The organism is Pedobacter borealis DSM 19626 (assembly GCF_000708285.2).
Lineage (GTDB): Bacteria > Bacteroidota > Bacteroidia > Sphingobacteriales > Sphingobacteriaceae > Pedobacter > Pedobacter borealis.
This window is the reverse complement of record NZ_JAUG01000046.1, coordinates 1-15,925: the sequence shown is the minus strand read 5'-3', so window position 1 is coordinate 15,925 and position 15,925 is coordinate 1. Positions and strand designations below refer to the sequence as shown.

Genomic DNA, 15,925 nt, shown 5'->3' with positions numbered 1-15,925 from the left:
TGTGGTAATAGCTTTGCCTAAAATTAAATAGAGGCAAATTGAAATCAATCACATTTTTTAAAAGAACAGCATTAACGGTGTTTGTTCTATTGCTAAGTATAGCGGCTTACGCTCAAACTGGTAAAATTTCGGGGACCGTAAGTGATAAGAAAACAGGCGAAACCTTAATTGGAGTAACGGTTAAAATTAAAGGTACAACTAAGGGTGTATCTACTGATGTTGATGGTCATTACACGCTTCAGGCAATGGCCAACGGAAAGTACACACTTGAGTTTTCATATTTAGGTTATCAAACCAAAGAAGTTTCCGATGTGGACGTAAAAGCACCGGCTGTTACAAGTTTAAATGTTATCCTTAATGAAGCAGGTGGACAAAATTTACAGGAAGTCGTAGTAAAAGCAAGTTTTAAACAAGAATCTGTTAATTCACTTTATGCTCAACAAAAGAATAGTATTCGAATTTCTGATGGTATTTCTGCGCAAACTATAACCCGTAGTCCTGATAAGAATACCGGTGAGGTTTTAAAACGCGTAAGTGGTACTAGTATTCAGGATAATAAATTTGTGGTTATACGTGGCTTAGGGGATCGTTATAATACAACTTTGATGAATAATGCAGTTTTGCCAAGTTCTGAGGCTGATAAAAAGGCTTTCTCATTTGATGTAGTTCCATCTAATTTAATAGATAATATCATTATTAGTAAAACAGCAACACCCGATTTACCAGGTGATTTTGCGGGTGGAGCTGTTCAAATTTCAACTAAAGATTTTCCAGAGCAAAAAGTAATGAATCTGCAAGTTGGTTCTGGATTTAATACTAAAACAACTTTTAAAGATTTTTTGCAAGGATCAAGAGGAGGAACTGATTTTTTAGGCTTTGATGATGGTTCTAGGGCCCTACCTAGTTCTTATGTAAAAGTTAAAAATAACTATACCAATAGCAGCGTGGTTTCGGATGAACAAAGATCAGCAATCAGTCAGTCATTTGCCAATACATTTGGTGTATTTCATAACTTTAAGGCTGCCCCTACTTATAATGCCCAGTTTACCTTGGGTAATACTAAAGTAATTAATGAAGATTCAAAATTTGGCTATATGTTTTCTGTTAATTATAGAAATAGTTTAGAAATATTAACCAGACAAAGAAATGACTATAATACCAATGGCGAATCGCTATATCAATTTAATGATAATATTTATCAATCCGGTAACTCATCAGGTGCGCTGTTAAACTTATCTTATGCCTATAAGGCTAATAAGTTTTCTTTAAAAAACTTTTTTAGTAATTCCTTCTCAAATAATTATACTGATAGAAGGGGGCAATTTAATGAATCTGGAGATATAACTAATTTGAAAAGCTCGCAAACTGATGTAACTCAAAATGGTTTGTTCAATACTGTATTAGATGGGCAGCATTTATTAGAAAGAAGTAAAATCTCAATTGATTATAATTTATCATTTGGATTAACTTATAAAAATCAACCAGATCAACGCATCATTGAGCAAATACAAAGACCTAATGTAGCTGATAAGCGGTATTATGTTACTATTACTAGTATAAACAATCCAGCTATCCAAAATGCAGGAAGGGTTTATTCTACTTTGAATGAAAATATTTATGGTGGTAAATTTAATATATCTAAACCTTATAAACTGTTTGGAGAAACTAATAAAGTTAAAGCAGGTTACTTAACTTCTTATCGTGATCGTACTTTTAATATAGATGCTTTGGGTTATACAACAAGTAATGGCTTGAGTAAATCCATTTTTATAGACAATGGTACAACAACGGAAAACATTTTTGCGCCATCTAACTTAAAAAACAATGAAATCATTTTAAGTACAATACCTGATAATAGTTTCAGCTATAATGGCGTTGGCTTTTTAAATGCAGGTTATTTGCAAACTGAGAACAAATTTGCAAATAACTGGCGTTTAATTATTGGTGCAAGGGTAGAGAATTATAAGCAAGAATTAACTCCAACTGGAAATTCTGATAAGAAAAAACAAACTTATGTTAATACAGATATATTGCCTTCAGCGAATTTAACTTACGCTTTAACAGAGAAGTCTAATTTAAGGCTTTCTGCTTCTCGTACTGTTGCCCGTCCTGAATTTAGAGAATTAGCCAGCTTTCTTTATTATGATTTTGTTACTGATTTTACTGTCAGGGGAAATCCAAATCTTGAAAGGACCCTAATTACCAATGTTGATGCCAGATACGAGCTTTTTCCCGGAGCAGGGCAGATTTTTTCCGTATCTGCTTTTTATAAGAAATTTTCAAATGCTATTGAGCAAACTAATGGTGGTAATAAGGATTTGAATTATGCCAACGCAAAATCTGCTTATGATTTTGGCGCAGAAATTGAATTTAGGAAACGTTTAGATTTTATTGAAAGCGATTCTTTCTGGAAAAATTTCACTTTTTATGCCAATGCCGCATTTATCAAATCGAAGGTAAATATTGCACAGGGAAATTCGAACAGGCCACTTCAGGGGCAATCTCCTTATTTAATTAATGGCGGCTTGCAATATGAAGTAAATGATGGCGACTTCATTGTAAATATTTTATACAATAGAATTGGGCAACGTTTAGTTTTTGTTGGAGTACAAGGTGGTTTGGATACTTATGAGAAGCCAAGAGATCAAATTGATTTACAATTAAGTAAAAAACTGATTAAAAATAGAGCAGAAATTAAATTAAATGTTGCAGATATACTAGCTCAAAGACAGGCTTTGTATTATAATTACGATACAAAGCCAGTTTATAATGAGGCTTCAGATAAAATTGTACAATCTACCTTGCCTGGCAGAAATATCTCTTTGAGCTTTAATTACAAATTTTAATGACACTTTTAACACAAATGTAATTTTAAAAACATAGTTAGTTTATATCATAAATAGAAATTTAAAAAAAAAGGAAAATGAAAAGAATTAATATTTTATTAGCAACAGCACTATTGAGTGGGATGCTGATTGGTGGATGTAAAAAGGATTCAGGAACGGATCCGGTAGCGCCTGTTGGAGAAGGTACAGTTAGTGGTGTGATTAATACAAATACTACGCTAACTAAGGATAAAGTTTGGACTTTAAGTGGTTATGTTTATGTTACCAATAATGTAACTTTAACCATCGAGCCCGGAACAAAAATTATTTCTAAAAGAGACAAAGCAGGTGTTTTAGTAATAACCAGAGGTTCGAAAATTATGGCTAAAGGTACTGCTGCAAGTCCAATTGTGTTTACATCTGGAGAATCAAATCCTGCTCCTGGTGATTTAGGAGGAGTTGTAGTGGCAGGTAGTGCAACGGGTAATGGTAACCATGCTCAGATGGAAGGTGTTAGTGATACTAATTATAACCAATTTGGTGGTACCAACGATGCCGATAACTCAGGTGCTTTACAATATATCAGAATTGAATACGCAGGTAAATCTGTAAACCCTAATGATGAGGTTAATGGTTTAAGTATGTATGGTGTAGGTAATGGCACAACAGTTGATCATATACAAGTTACTAGAGGTTTAGACGATGCTTTCGAATTTTTTGGAGGTTCATTTAATGCGAAATATTTAGTTGCTTACAACTGCGCTGATGATGATTTTGACTTTGATGATGGTTACCATGGTAATTTACAATACCTAATTTCCTTTAAAGATCCTGCATTTACAGATACTAAAACCGGCGGTGATGTATCAAACAATTTAGAATGGGATAATAACGGAAGTGGAAAACCTTACACAGCCATACCAAATACACATGCTCGTATTTCTAACTTAACAGCCATTGGCCCAAATAATGTTAGCTCAACAGTTTTAAATAATTATGGTTATGGTGCTCGTTTTAGAAGAGGTGCTCAGTTTGAGATTGTAAATTCAGTGTTTTTAGGTTCTCAATTAGCATCATTTTCTATCGAGTCTGCAGAAAGTGCTACAGCCTTTATTAATGGAACGAGTGTATTTAAAAATAATGTTATTCAATCTGTTGCAGCTAATGGTGCTTTTAGCTTAGGTTCAGATGTAACAGCAAGTGGTTTAACAATTGCTCAAATGCAAACATTGGCAACTGGTGTAACTGTTCTTACTACTGCAGCAGATGCTAAATTAACAGATGGATTTAATGTAGCAGTTCCTAAATTAATGCCACTAACAGGTTCTACGCTACTAGCTGGTGCATCTTTTGCAGGTAACTTTACAACTGCAAACGGTTTTGATACTACAGTCGCTTTTAAAGGTGCTCTAGGTACTACGGATTGGACAACAGGTTGGACAGTTTGGGGTAAATAGAATATTCTTAAAATAAGTAAACTAATGTTTAACATGCCAGATCATAATATCTGGCATGTTGCGTTAGAGGTAAATGGATTGTTGATGGAGTAGATTTATTAGCGAACTTATGAGATTGCTTATTCTTTCGTTAGAATAATGAAAAGGGTGTTTGCCGATGAGGTAAGCACCCCTTTTTTGTTAATATTATTTCGGGTATAATTAATTGCTATTTTGTTTTTATGTAATATGTTTTTATTGGATGTTCATTGCTTATTTATTCTTAAACTTAATGCATAGTTAATTTTTGTTTAACCTATTGTGTGTATTTTTAGTTATGAAAAATCTAAATACCTATGTTCTTAAAATTGCAATAGTTGCAGTTTTATCAATCTCCTCCCTAACGGGTTGTAAAAAAGATGAAATCAAAATCGAACCTGTTACTAAGACAACGGAAGTATCAGAAATTGAGTTTTCAAAACTACTACAGTTTATTTCTATAACTACCACTGCGCCAAAAGATCAAATTGCATACAATGAGAAGAACAAAGAATTTGTTGTATATGGTTGGTATCATAAAAGTTTAGCAGTTGTTCAATCTGAGTACAATGCTGCAAATGAATATAAAGCCACATACGAGAAATAATATGAAAAAACAGATATTCATTTTGTTAGCTATTATGGTAATAGCTACAGGTTCGTATGCTCAGGTAACATTACAGTCATTTCAAATTGGACAGAACTATTTGGAAGGGACATCTCTTAAAGTACCAAATATAAATGTACCGACTCCTTTTAAATTTCTTGTCCAAGTAATGAGAGGTATTAATTCTAATGGAGGATTTGTTTCCGGTAATTGTGTAATCAAACTATATTACACAGAAAATCAAAGTAGTGATTCAAATATTCCAGATGATCCAACAAGCTTACTTTTACTTACAAAAAACATAACATCTTCCGACTATAATTCAAGTCAGGCAATTTTAGCTGATTTAGATGCATCATTGCCAGCGAATAAACAATATGGTAAAATACTGGTCAGGCTCGAGTTTTTAGATAATCAAAACATTAATAGGGTAAGTTATTCTTCGACTCGCTATGGAATTTATATAGTACCTCCAGCAGTTATACCTAAAGCTCCTGTGTATTTAATTGCTGGCAACTCAAATGGTGAATATTATCTTTCATTAGATGATGCGATGTCAACTCCTTTTGGTTGGAGCAACAGGGGTATTTACTACTACGGATATAAAACTCAAGCGCCAGGTACAGTGCCTGTATATGAATTTACAGGAAAATCATATGATTCAAGTGGTAGTCCTGGTTTTCCTGAAAATCTAACTTATTACTCAACTTCAGCACAAACACCAACCCAAGTGTTAACTGGATCTGGTAGTAATTGGTCAACAACCTCATCAAAAGTTGCTTTTTACGCCTATAATACCCAAGTGGCAGGAACTGTTCCGATTTATTGTTACAGCCATGAATCGGTGAATTTATTCTTATTTACTCAAAATCCTCCTGGGGATTCTTGGATTCAAAAAAATATAGCTTTTTATGCGTTTCCCGTACAGTAATCAGCATAATAGATAACAACTATTTTAAGCCCCTCGATAAGTTCATACTTATTGAGGGTTTTTTAAATATTGTTGATGATTTTTTTGACTTACAATAAATTATTTTTCTTCAATCTCTTCCTTTACTATAATTTCCTTCCCAGTGCTTTTTGCTATGGTAGCTTTAACTGGTTTTTCTTTTGAAACAGGACTTACATCTTTTTCTTCTTTGATATATGGCGTTATAGAATCATCTTGAATATTGAAAGTAACTTTTTTAGTTAATTGCTTTGCAAATTTTTCGATTACTTTATCGGCTTTTTTTGCTTTGCCATACTGGATAACAAGTTCGTTAAAGGCAAGGGCTAATTTCGATTCTAATTCTTTGCGTAGTTTTTTGCTTGTCGAATGACTTTTCGACTTGGATTTGTTCTTTTTCATCTAAAACTTATGGGTTTTCCCAAAGATAGAGAATCGGAAAGTTAAATTAATATTATGATTATGTTAACACATAACTAGCTGCTTAACATATAAAATATTTCTCATAACTTAGGTTAAATCACATAGGTTAGAATTTAATTGAACGAATATGAATTATCCAATATTAATCGGTGTTGCGGTTCTGGTCATTATTTTAATTGCTTACCTGATCAAAAGAAACCAAAAAGACAAAAAGCAATTTGAAGAAGAGGTGATCCAGTCAGAACTTCCGCCTGAGAAAGATGATAAAGAAAACATTTAGAAAGTATGTCCTGGTGCAATTTCGCCTCCCAGATCTAGTGTATTCTGGAAACCTTCTAGGTATTGAAGTAAATGCCGTTCCGCATTTGCATATGAAGTAAATGTTGATGCGGGTTCATAAGCATCAGAATCAGTTTTGCTTTTGTAAAATGAACTGATTTTGAAAACGAAAACTTTGCCATCGTTAATCGGCGACATAATTCTAGCCTTTATAGCGTGACCGTTCACCTCAACAAAAAAATCCTTTAAAACGGTATAGATAATAGCAGACATAGACAAGGTTTTAGATTAACTCAATATGAGAAATCTAAATTACCTTAAATAGCTAATGAATCAACCTGTTATTGATAAAATAACGATTTTTTAACATTAATTTAATATGAAGGGCTTATTTCTTAGGCTCATATGCATAAACCACTTCGTATTTACTGTTCTTGAAATTTGATGAAAGTTGTCCGATTTTTAGATTCTGAGCCTGGGGTGTAGGCTCGCAGTACGAATACTTTTTGCCTTTATAAGTAATCGGTTCGCCAACTGGTTTGTCAAACTGAACAGCGATAGTTAAATGTTTAGGATATAGTAAGGCGATCATCGGCAGGTTATATATTTCCTTTACCAAATAGAAAAATAGTGCGGCCCGGTCATCGCAATCGCTGTAGGTACTTAATAATGTTTGTTCAGGCGAGAAACGTTTTTCCTTGCCAAAATTTTCACCGTCATCTTCATATAAAAAACCATAACGGGTAAATCTCATCAGGTAATCGACACCTTTTTTTTGATCCATATGTTTCAGGTTTTCTTTCAATGTGGGAATAAGAGAGCTGTAGGTTTCCCGGCTCAAAGGAATATTAAAATAACTCTCAAAATCGACTACCGGATAGTTTTTGAAAATGGTTTGTACATCTTCATTAACTTTTAGCTTAAAATGATGGATTTTTTGACGGTAGCTAAATTCGATATCTTTTTCCTGATAACTTTCTGGTTTAAAATCGGGCATTCGGGTTACCTTGTAAGAGAAAGGATTTGTAGCCTCTGGAATTACAATTTTAACAGGTTTGTAAGCATCGGCCTGTTTAAAAAGTTTGCCATAATCATGGTAATTCAGACACATAAACTTTTTGTTGTCAATCATAAAGAACGGAATATCGCTGATATCCTCTTCATTTCTTACATAAAAGATAACCTGATCATTGCCTACTGCTAACCTTGCATCGTAGCCGCATTTACTCAGTAAAAACCATTTGTATAAAGTATAACCGAAATAATTATCTGCTTTCGGACTAATTTGTTCAGCTGTTTTTCGGATCAGTTGATAATAAATCCAGTCGTTTAAATTATATTTTTTCTGGTATTTTTCTAAAGACGAAATAAGAGGTGCGTATTGACCAGAAGAGATGCGGCTGTAAAAGTTTGAAACAGCTGATGTAGTTGCTGTTTTTGGTATTGGAAAAACGACTGAAGAATCTACACTAAAGTTGAAAGTTCCATCATAAAAATCAAAAGAATAATTCTGTCCCTTCGAGATGACGGTATTTGTCATCAGGCAAACGAACAAAATAGTCCTTAAAACATATATGTAAATCCCTCGTTTCAAACCGCGCTATATTTGGTTCCATTAAATTTACTTATTATTAACATAAAAGCAACAATTTCTTTATGTGAATAATTTTGGGGATACTTAACGTAACGTTAACATGGAGGCAGATTCAGTAAGGCAAAAAATGTTTCTTCGTAGAAAATAGTTGGATTAAAAATATCCTTCCATATGCATTAATAAATTCAATAAATAATATTTCATTAACACCAATTTAACAAGGCAGACTTACTTTTGTGGCATAAATATTTGGTTAGTATTTATAAAGTTTAGGTTAGTTGATAATAAAAAACCCAGATGGATGTCTGGGTTTTTTTATAGAATTCGTTTATAGGTTCTTGCCGAGCTTTTCGAGCATTTCTGGTGGAATATTATGCGTATCAACCACTAAGAAGCCGTCTAAACAATCAGAAAATTTAGGATCGATATTAAATGAGATAATCTTCGCATTCAGGTTCATGTACTGCCTCAACAATACCGGAATCTTAATATGCGAGTTTTCGATATCGCCGATAATGCTATCCAGATCTTTAAAAGACTCGCTGCTATCAACCAACGTATCTGTAGAAATTGGTAAAAGATCAGCTTTAAACTTGTTTCTTGGCTTCACATACTTTGCCATCTCATAGTCGAAATGGTTTTTTGTAATGTAATCTACAATTAAGGCCTTGCTAAATTTAGAGAAGTTGTTGCTGATACTTACTGGCCCGAACATGTAGCGATACTGTGGATTATCAATCAGGTATTTTAAAATTCCTTTCCAAAGCAAAAATAATGGAAGTGGTTTGCCCTGGTATTCTTTTCTAATCCACGATCTGCCCAGCTCGATTCCCTGTCTCAACATTGGGTAGAACTGATCTTTCATTTTAAACAGTTCTGATAGGTAGAATCCACGGCGGCCCATGCTTTCTAAAATCTCATCACCTTTACCAATCCGGTAAGCACCTACAATATTTTCTAAATCCTTATCCCAAATAAATAAGTGATTATAGTAGATGTCGTAATTGTCGAGATCGATTTTTTTGTTGGTTCCTTCACCAACCTCTCGGAAAGTAATTTCGCGCAAACGGCCAATTTCTCTTAAAATATTGGGGATTTTTAACGTCGGAACAATGTATACTTCGTAATTTTTCTCCGTCCAAACTTTAAAATCTTCTAAAAGTACCACCTCATTTTTAATTAAAAGCCTCGAAGTTTCTTCAATTACCTCAACAGGTTTCTTTTTAATTTTGAATAAGTTTAGTGGATTAAAGAGTTTTTTCTCTGTATCTAAGCCAATACCAAGTGCATATGTACGGGCCCTTAAAAAGTCCATCAGTTTATTGCTGCTGTTCATGTGCGAAATTTCAGATACGGCTATTGGTTTGCCAATCCGTACCTTAATGGTGCGCCCATGTTTATTTAAAAACTCCGAAGGTAACTTTGCAGTACGCAGGGTAGGGTGGATGAAGCTTAAAATATTAAAGAAAACACCGTTATTACCGTGAAAATAAATAGGTACAACGGGTACTTTTGCTTTAGCAATCAGTTTTCCAACAACAGGATGCCACATCCTGTCCGTTACCTGTTGGGCATCCAACTTAAAGGTAGAAACCTCTCCTGCAGGGAAAATCCCGATCGGAACCCCGTTTCTAAGCAGATCAAAAGTAGTTTTTAAACCACTGATGCTCGATGTATGTTGAACGTTTTCGAAAGGGTTAACAGCAACAAAAAATTCATCAAGGTTTGGTATTTTTTTCAAAATGAAGTTGACCATCACCTTGGCATCAGGCCTAACCGTACACAATAGTTTAACTAAAGCCAAGCCTTCTACACCACCATAAGGGTGATTTGCAATAGCAATAAAAGGGCCTGTTTTTGGAATACTATTTAAATCATCATCATCAAATTCTATAGATACGCCAATGGTTTCTAATATCTTGTCTACAAATTCTAAGCCTTTAAAGTGTTGATTCTGAGCGAATACGTCGTTGATGTCGTTCAGTTTCATGATCTCCATCATCAAACCGGCTAAACCTGGTACACCTAGCTTATCTATCTTTGTTGCTTTTGCAAACTCAGATGTAGTTATGATTTTCATATAAAATTCTTAGATCGTTGATAGGCAAAACCTGTTCTGTTTTGCAATTCCAAAAATAAGATTTATATTTATAATACACATGTCATATCGCATCAATGAGAATTTGGCTCAACAAAAATTTTGGTGTTAGCAAAAGTGAATTTAATGGATTGCTATTTCTAGTCTTTATTATTATTGTAATTAAGGCAACACCTATTATATATGGCTATTATCGGCCCGTTTCAAATGATGGTTCAAATCTTTTAGCACAAATTCAGAAGATAACCATAACAGATCGGGCATATGCCAATACCATTCATGATCGGATTGAAAATTCAAATCCCGAAAAAACGGTTAAACTTTTCAAATTCAATCCCAACACTTTAGATGCACAGGGTTGGCAAACTTTAGGTTTATCAGCAAAACAGGCACAATCGGTTTTGAATTATACCACTAAGGGCGGTAAGTTTTACAAAGCAGAAGATCTTCAGAAAATGTATACCATTTCGCCAGAAATGTATAAAAAGATATTGCCTTATGTTAACATACCCGATCAGCCCATCAATGCCTCAAGAAAATATGCACCTTTCGAAAAAAAGGAATACGCTAAAAAAACTTTAGTAATCGTCGATATTAATAAGGCCGATTCTGCACAATTGGATGAGGTAAAAGGTATTGGTGGAGCTTTTGCGCTTAGGATTATTAAATACCGTGAACGTTTAGGTGGTTTTTACAAGAAAGAACAGCTTCTCGAAGTTTATGGATTAGATTCTAATAAGTATGCCGAAATTAAAGATCAGATTGAAATCAGTAATACCTCATTAAAAACAATAAATATAAATACAGCAACATTTAACGATTTAAAGCGCAACCCATACCTTTCTTATAAGCAGATTAATGCCATTATTCAATACCGGAAGCAGCATGGCAATTATTCGGATATATCAGGCCTGAAAAAGATTGTTCTCCTAAACCAGGAGGTTATAGATAAAATTACCCCTTATATTTCTTTTTAGCATCTTGAATTTAAAAGGTTAAATCTTAAATATTATTTGAAAAGCAGTATCAGTGCTAATCGGTTCCGAAAGTCTTGCTTTACACCCATGCTGCAGATGAAATATCGGCATTCATACTTGTTCTAATCAGGTTTAATCATGAAGGAACATGCTTATTAACCCCAAATCATAGTGCCGGCCGCGCCACCTAAACCTGATCGGAACGAACACGGAGTGCAACGGAGTAAAGTGAAGAGCAGGACTGAATAACGCCAAACGCTCCTGTCCCTGATTTCCAAAAAAAAGATAACCAATTAAAATTATGTATTTCTTGTTCTGAGTTAGTATAGGAGTAATTGTCTGCAAAGTTTAAGAGAATCCATTTTCAACAAATGTTTTGCGAAAAACTGAATGTATGCATCTATTATCATTCCTTCAATTTTATCTATATTCATCAAAAACGCCATATAATTAGTTTATTCGGTTATAGTTGTAAGAAAAATAGAAAAAAACTTTCTCCGTTAATTTCAAGGTTTAAAATTAACCGATAAACTAATTGAACCGAATACCATTTCATTCTGTAATTGCACAAATATTTAATGGTAACTAACTATCAAATAATTGTTTATAATTGCCTCAACTAACTTTAAAATATAAATTTAATGAGCGTAAGCTTCGATTTTTCAGAAACAGAAACTCAGCAGAGTGTAAAGGCCATGGTCCGCGATTTTGCAGAGAAAAACATTCGTCCACATATAATGGAATGGGATGAGGCACAGCATTTTCCCGTCGACTTGTTTAAACAGCTCGGCGAATTAGGTTTAATGGGTGTTTTGGTTCCCGAAGAATATGGAGGCTCTGGATTGGGCTATCAGGAATATGTTGATGTAATTGTAGAAGTGGCCCGGGTTTGTGGTTCAATCGGCTTATCATTGGCTGCACACAACTCTTTATGTACCGGGCATATTCTGGCCTTTGCCAATGCAGAACAGAAGCAGAGGTGGTTACCAAAACTGGCTACGGCCGAATGGATTGGTGCCTGGGGTTTAACAGAAGCAAACACAGGTTCGGATGCGTTGAGAATGATGACCACCGCTGTTGAAGATGGCGACGACTATATAATAAATGGTGCAAAAAACTGGATTACCCATGGCAAAAGTGGCGATATCGCTGTGGTAATGGTAAGAACAGGGGAGCAGGGAAGTTCGAAAGGGATTTCGGCCATTGTGGTAGAGCGTGGTACGCCTGGTTTTACCGCAGGGAAAAAAGAAAACAAATTAGGCATGCGTGCATCAGAAACCACAGAAATGATTTTTGATAACTGCCGTGTGCCAAAGGCTAATCTATTGGGTAATGTTGGCGAAGGTTTTAAACAGGCGATGAAAGTTTTAGATGGCGGAAGAATTTCTATTGCGGCATTGGCTTTAGGTATTGCAAAAGGTGCTTTTGATGCTGCGGTAGCGTATTCAAAACAACGCCAGCAGTTTGGTCAGCCCATTGCCAGCTTTCAGGCCATTAGTTTTAAACTGGCTGATATGGCTACCGAAATTGAAGCAGCCGAATTATTGATCCGCCAGGCGGCAGATTTAAAGAACAAGCATTTGCCCATGACAAAAGAATCGGCCATGGCAAAATACTTTGCCTCAGAGGTTTCGGTAAGGGTAGCAACAGAAGCTGTTCAGATATTTGGCGGTTATGGTTATACCAAAGATTTTCCGGTAGAAAAATTTTATCGCGACAGTAAATTATGTACAATAGGCGAAGGAACGTCTGAAATACAGAAAATTGTAATTGCCAGAGAAGTATTATCAAGGTAGAGGGTTTAAGGTAGAAGGTTTAGGGCTTATGCATTGAACCTTATACCTTATACCTTTCGCCTTCAACCTTATAAAAGCCAAATATATTATGAGTATCCGGACGGTTTAATCACCTCCGGATTTTTTTGTTTTAAAATTTTAAAAACCAACTTTCAATTTCCGTTGTTTTTACTAAAGACTAAAGACTAAAGACTAAAGACTAGTTGGGTTTGGAGTTTGGCGTTTGGCGTCAGTTAACCGATTTAAACAATTAATCGATTAAACATAACTAATGAACTAAAAATATGGCAAAGTATTCAGAAAAAGCTGGTGAGAAAGTAGAAAAAACCATGCACGAAATGAAAGAGGGTAAGCTTAAAAGCGGATCAGGTAAAAAAGTGACTTCCAAAAAGCAGGCAATTGCTATCGGATTATCGGAAGCCAGGAAAGAAGGAGCGAAGGTGCCGAAGAAAGGTTAGGAGGCAAAGGGTTTATGGTGTAAGGTTTTAAAACTAATCTTCAAAATAATAGTTTACCCTAAACCCTAAACCCTAAACCCTAAACCCTAAACCCTAAACCCTAAACCCTAAACCTTATTGCGGTATATCTTTAGTAGTTAAAATGCTATCTACTACATAAACGCTAAATCCGCGCCAGGGTAAGGTATTTTTATATTCTTTATAGTGGAGTTCGTAAAACTTACCACTATTGGCCATCATTTTATCTGCAATTTCTTTACTTGCAATAGAAAACTCAAACTCATTATTTTGTAATGTTCCCGCTTGTCTGGATTTTACCCCACTCTGGATCAATTTCCCTTCGTAGGTTTTAAACAGATAACCTTTCTTTACTACATAATTTAATTCGCCGGCTTTAACGCCTTCGCCAAAAACAAAGAAATACCGGTAATAGCAAATCGCTACGAGTAAAATAACGACTATAACCGCGATAATTGAGCCTACTTTTTTGCCTGTTGTCATATCATATAATGTATATATAAATGTAGGTAAACAACAGTTTAGTTTAACCAACGATTTAAATAATTTTTCTTTTTATAAAATCTTTCTAGTTTTCAATCTTTTGCTTACATTTGCAGCCCCGATAACACGGGAAATTTAAAAACCACGAGAGGAGGTATTTCAGCGTTATGATCATTATCAACATTAAAGACGGCGAATCATTAGATAAAGCCCTTAAACGTTTCAAGAAAAAGTTTGAAAAAACTGGTGTATTGAGAGAACTGCGTAGTCGCCAAGCATACGAGAAAAAATCCGTTGCTCGCCGTACTGAAATTAAACATGCTGTTTACATTCAGAATATGAATCTAGATACAACTTCTTAGTTGTTTACGATATAAATACATTAAAGTCCTTCTGATGTAAAATCGGGAGGACTTTTTTGTTTTAAAAAGAAATCAAAAACTTTACAATAAACAATTAATTAATGATTTCTTTATATCAAAACTATTTGTAACTTCATATCAATGCCCCTCAAAAAGATATTGAATGTTGCTAAAAAGTTTTATAACCTATTTAACTCACGAGAAGCGCTATTCTCAGCACACCATTACCTCTTATCAAACAGATTTAGATCAGTTTGAAGAGTATGTCAATATTACATTCGAACTAAATTTTTTAGAAGTTAAGCATATTCACCTACGGAGCTATATGGTAGACCTGATGGAGAAGAAAGTATCAGAACAGACCATTAATAGAAAAATTTCGACCTTACGGAGCTTTTATAAATTTTTGCAGCGAAGCGGAAAGATTGATCAAAATCCTACCGTTTTAATTAAAGCACCAAAAATACCCAAAAGACTACCCGTATTTGTTGATTCGCAAAAGATGGATCAGCTATTGGATTCGGAGCATTATTTTAACGAAAGTTTCCCATCCGTTCGCGATCATCTGGTAATCGAACTGCTTTTTGGTACTGGTATGCGTTTAACAGAGTTGCTTCAATTGAAGGATACTGATATCGATATTTATTCGGGAACGATAAAGGTGTTGGGTAAAAGAAATAAAGAACGGATCATCCCTGTAAATAAACAGCTTATCAATCAGGTAAATACCTACATTGAGCTAAAAAAGTTGCAAAACTTTAATAACAATTTGCTTATCTTAATCGTTACCAATACAGGTACAGCGGCATATCCAAAATTAATATACCGTATTGTTACCTCATACCTAAACCACGTATCAACCAATGAGAAGAAAAGTCCCCACGTGCTTCGGCACAGTTATGCAACAAGCCTGCTAAATGCAGGAGCAGATCTAAATGCAATTAAAGAACTTTTGGGGCACGCCAGTTTAGCTGCAACCCAGGTTTACACCCACAATTCGATCGAAAGATTAAAAACAATTTATAAACAAGCCCATCCAAAGGCGTAAAAAAAAGGAGGAAAAATGAAAATCGGAGTTCAATCAATCCACTTCAGTGCAGACAGTAAGTTGTTAGATTTTATACAAAAAAAAGCAAATAAGCTAGATCAGTTTTTCGACCAGATCATTAGCGGAGAAGTGTATTTAAAGTTAGAAAACGTAGAGGATGAGGCCAATAAAATTAGTGAGATAAAACTCATTGTGCCGGGAGGGACCCTCTTCGCTAAAGAACAATGTAAATCATTTGAAGAAGCTACAGATCTGGCAATTGAATCGTTAAGAAAGCAGATCACTAAACATAAGGATAAAACACGTGCAAAATTAAGTGAGCATAAAGCAATTTTAAGCGAAAGCGAAGCCGCTGATTACTAAAAATTAGCATTATTTTAAGAAAAGGCAGCATGATTAATCATTATGTTGCCTTTTTTATGGACTACTGTGAGGAATTTGCTGTTATTTTTAATTGTTTTTGACTAATTAATAAATGGTATCGAGTGATTTTTTCCTGTCTTCCGCTGTTTTTTAAACCCTGAATAAACGGT

16 protein-coding genes are annotated in these 15,925 nt (G+C 34.7%); 11 read left to right on the top strand and 5 right to left on the bottom strand.

Annotated features, from left to right (window positions below; genetic code table 11):
• The first annotated feature begins 77 nt into the window (after nt 1–77).
• The 4 genes from AW17_RS13590 to AW17_RS13575 all read left to right on the top strand — a co-directional run bounded on the left by AW17_RS13590 (nt 78) and on the right by AW17_RS13575 (nt 5,838).
• Nucleotides 78–2,846: a TonB-dependent receptor gene (locus AW17_RS13590; RefSeq protein WP_245235068.1), complete on the top strand. Its 2,769-nt coding sequence runs from the start codon at nt 78–80 to the stop codon at nt 2,844–2,846.
• A 77-nt stretch (nt 2,847–2,923) separates the two neighbouring features.
• Nucleotides 2,924–4,282, top strand: a complete 1,359-nt coding sequence (locus AW17_RS13585; protein WP_051691836.1) for a hypothetical protein — start codon at nt 2,924–2,926, stop codon at nt 4,280–4,282.
• Between the two features lie 316 nt (nt 4,283–4,598).
• On the top strand, nt 4,599–4,907 hold the full coding sequence (locus AW17_RS13580; RefSeq protein ID WP_029277263.1) for a hypothetical protein: 309 nt from the start codon (nt 4,599–4,601) through the stop codon (nt 4,905–4,907).
• A 1-nt stretch (nt 4,908) separates the two neighbouring features.
• Nucleotides 4,909–5,838: a hypothetical protein gene (locus AW17_RS13575; RefSeq protein WP_157280302.1), complete on the top strand. Its 930-nt coding sequence runs from the start codon at nt 4,909–4,911 to the stop codon at nt 5,836–5,838.
• 99 nt (nt 5,839–5,937) lie between these two features.
• Here the strand turns inward: AW17_RS13575 and AW17_RS13570 are convergent, their stop codons facing one another.
• Nucleotides 5,938–6,258, bottom strand: a complete 321-nt coding sequence (locus AW17_RS13570) for a hypothetical protein (protein WP_029277259.1) — start codon at nt 6,256–6,258, stop codon at nt 5,938–5,940.
• Nucleotides 6,259–6,406: 148 nt separating this feature from the next.
• Between AW17_RS13570 and AW17_RS24465 the strand changes: the two genes are divergently transcribed.
• Nucleotides 6,407–6,559: a hypothetical protein gene (locus AW17_RS24465; RefSeq protein WP_167343678.1), complete on the top strand. Its 153-nt coding sequence runs from the start codon at nt 6,407–6,409 to the stop codon at nt 6,557–6,559.
• Here AW17_RS24465 and AW17_RS13565 read toward each other — a convergent pair.
• The 3 genes from AW17_RS13565 to AW17_RS13555 form a co-directional block, all read right to left on the bottom strand.
• The gene (locus AW17_RS13565; RefSeq protein WP_029277257.1) at nt 6,556–6,831 is read right to left on the bottom strand and encodes a hypothetical protein; all 276 of its coding nucleotides are present in this window, start codon (nt 6,829–6,831) and stop codon (nt 6,556–6,558) included. The genes AW17_RS24465 and AW17_RS13565 overlap by 4 nt on opposite strands.
• A gap of 115 nt (nt 6,832–6,946) precedes the next feature.
• The gene (locus AW17_RS13560; RefSeq protein WP_051691835.1) at nt 6,947–8,098 is read right to left on the bottom strand and encodes a hypothetical protein; all 1,152 of its coding nucleotides are present in this window, start codon (nt 8,096–8,098) and stop codon (nt 6,947–6,949) included.
• Between the two features lie 382 nt (nt 8,099–8,480).
• Complete coding sequence (locus AW17_RS13555; RefSeq protein ID WP_029277253.1) at nt 8,481–10,232, bottom strand: bifunctional lysophospholipid acyltransferase family protein/GNAT family N-acetyltransferase; 1,752 nt, start codon at nt 10,230–10,232, stop codon at nt 8,481–8,483.
• A 95-nt stretch (nt 10,233–10,327) separates the two neighbouring features.
• On the opposite strand from AW17_RS13555, the gene AW17_RS13550 reads away from it, so the two are divergent.
• From AW17_RS13550 to AW17_RS24460, 3 genes are all read left to right on the top strand, one after another.
• The gene (locus tag AW17_RS13550; protein ID WP_051691834.1) at nt 10,328–11,227 is read left to right on the top strand and encodes a ComEA family DNA-binding protein; all 900 of its coding nucleotides are present in this window, start codon (nt 10,328–10,330) and stop codon (nt 11,225–11,227) included.
• A 641-nt stretch (nt 11,228–11,868) separates the two neighbouring features.
• The gene (locus AW17_RS13545; protein WP_029277249.1) at nt 11,869–13,023 is read left to right on the top strand and encodes an acyl-CoA dehydrogenase family protein; all 1,155 of its coding nucleotides are present in this window, start codon (nt 11,869–11,871) and stop codon (nt 13,021–13,023) included.
• 284 nt (nt 13,024–13,307) lie between these two features.
• Nucleotides 13,308–13,481, top strand: a complete 174-nt coding sequence (locus AW17_RS24460; protein ID WP_167343677.1) for a DUF6496 domain-containing protein — start codon at nt 13,308–13,310, stop codon at nt 13,479–13,481.
• A 114-nt stretch (nt 13,482–13,595) separates the two neighbouring features.
• Here the strand turns inward: AW17_RS24460 and AW17_RS13540 are convergent, their stop codons facing one another.
• Nucleotides 13,596–13,982 (bottom strand): hypothetical protein, encoded by a 387-nt coding sequence (locus AW17_RS13540; RefSeq protein WP_029277247.1) that lies wholly within the window; start codon nt 13,980–13,982, stop codon nt 13,596–13,598.
• A 167-nt stretch (nt 13,983–14,149) separates the two neighbouring features.
• On the opposite strand from AW17_RS13540, the gene rpsU reads away from it, so the two are divergent.
• From rpsU to hpf, 3 genes are all read left to right on the top strand, one after another.
• Nucleotides 14,150–14,344, top strand: coding sequence for a 30S ribosomal protein S21 (gene rpsU / locus AW17_RS13535; RefSeq protein ID WP_025143268.1), 195 nt, complete (start codon nt 14,150–14,152; stop codon nt 14,342–14,344).
• 163 nt (nt 14,345–14,507) lie between these two features.
• Nucleotides 14,508–15,392 carry a tyrosine-type recombinase/integrase gene (locus AW17_RS13530; protein ID WP_029277246.1) on the top strand — a complete coding sequence of 295 codons (885 nt, stop codon included), beginning with the start codon at nt 14,508–14,510 and terminating at the stop codon, nt 15,390–15,392.
• 15 nt (nt 15,393–15,407) lie between these two features.
• Nucleotides 15,408–15,755 (top strand): ribosome hibernation-promoting factor, HPF/YfiA family, encoded by a 348-nt coding sequence (hpf, locus tag AW17_RS13525; protein WP_025143266.1) that lies wholly within the window; start codon nt 15,408–15,410, stop codon nt 15,753–15,755.
• The last annotated feature ends 170 nt before the right edge of the window (nt 15,756–15,925 follow it).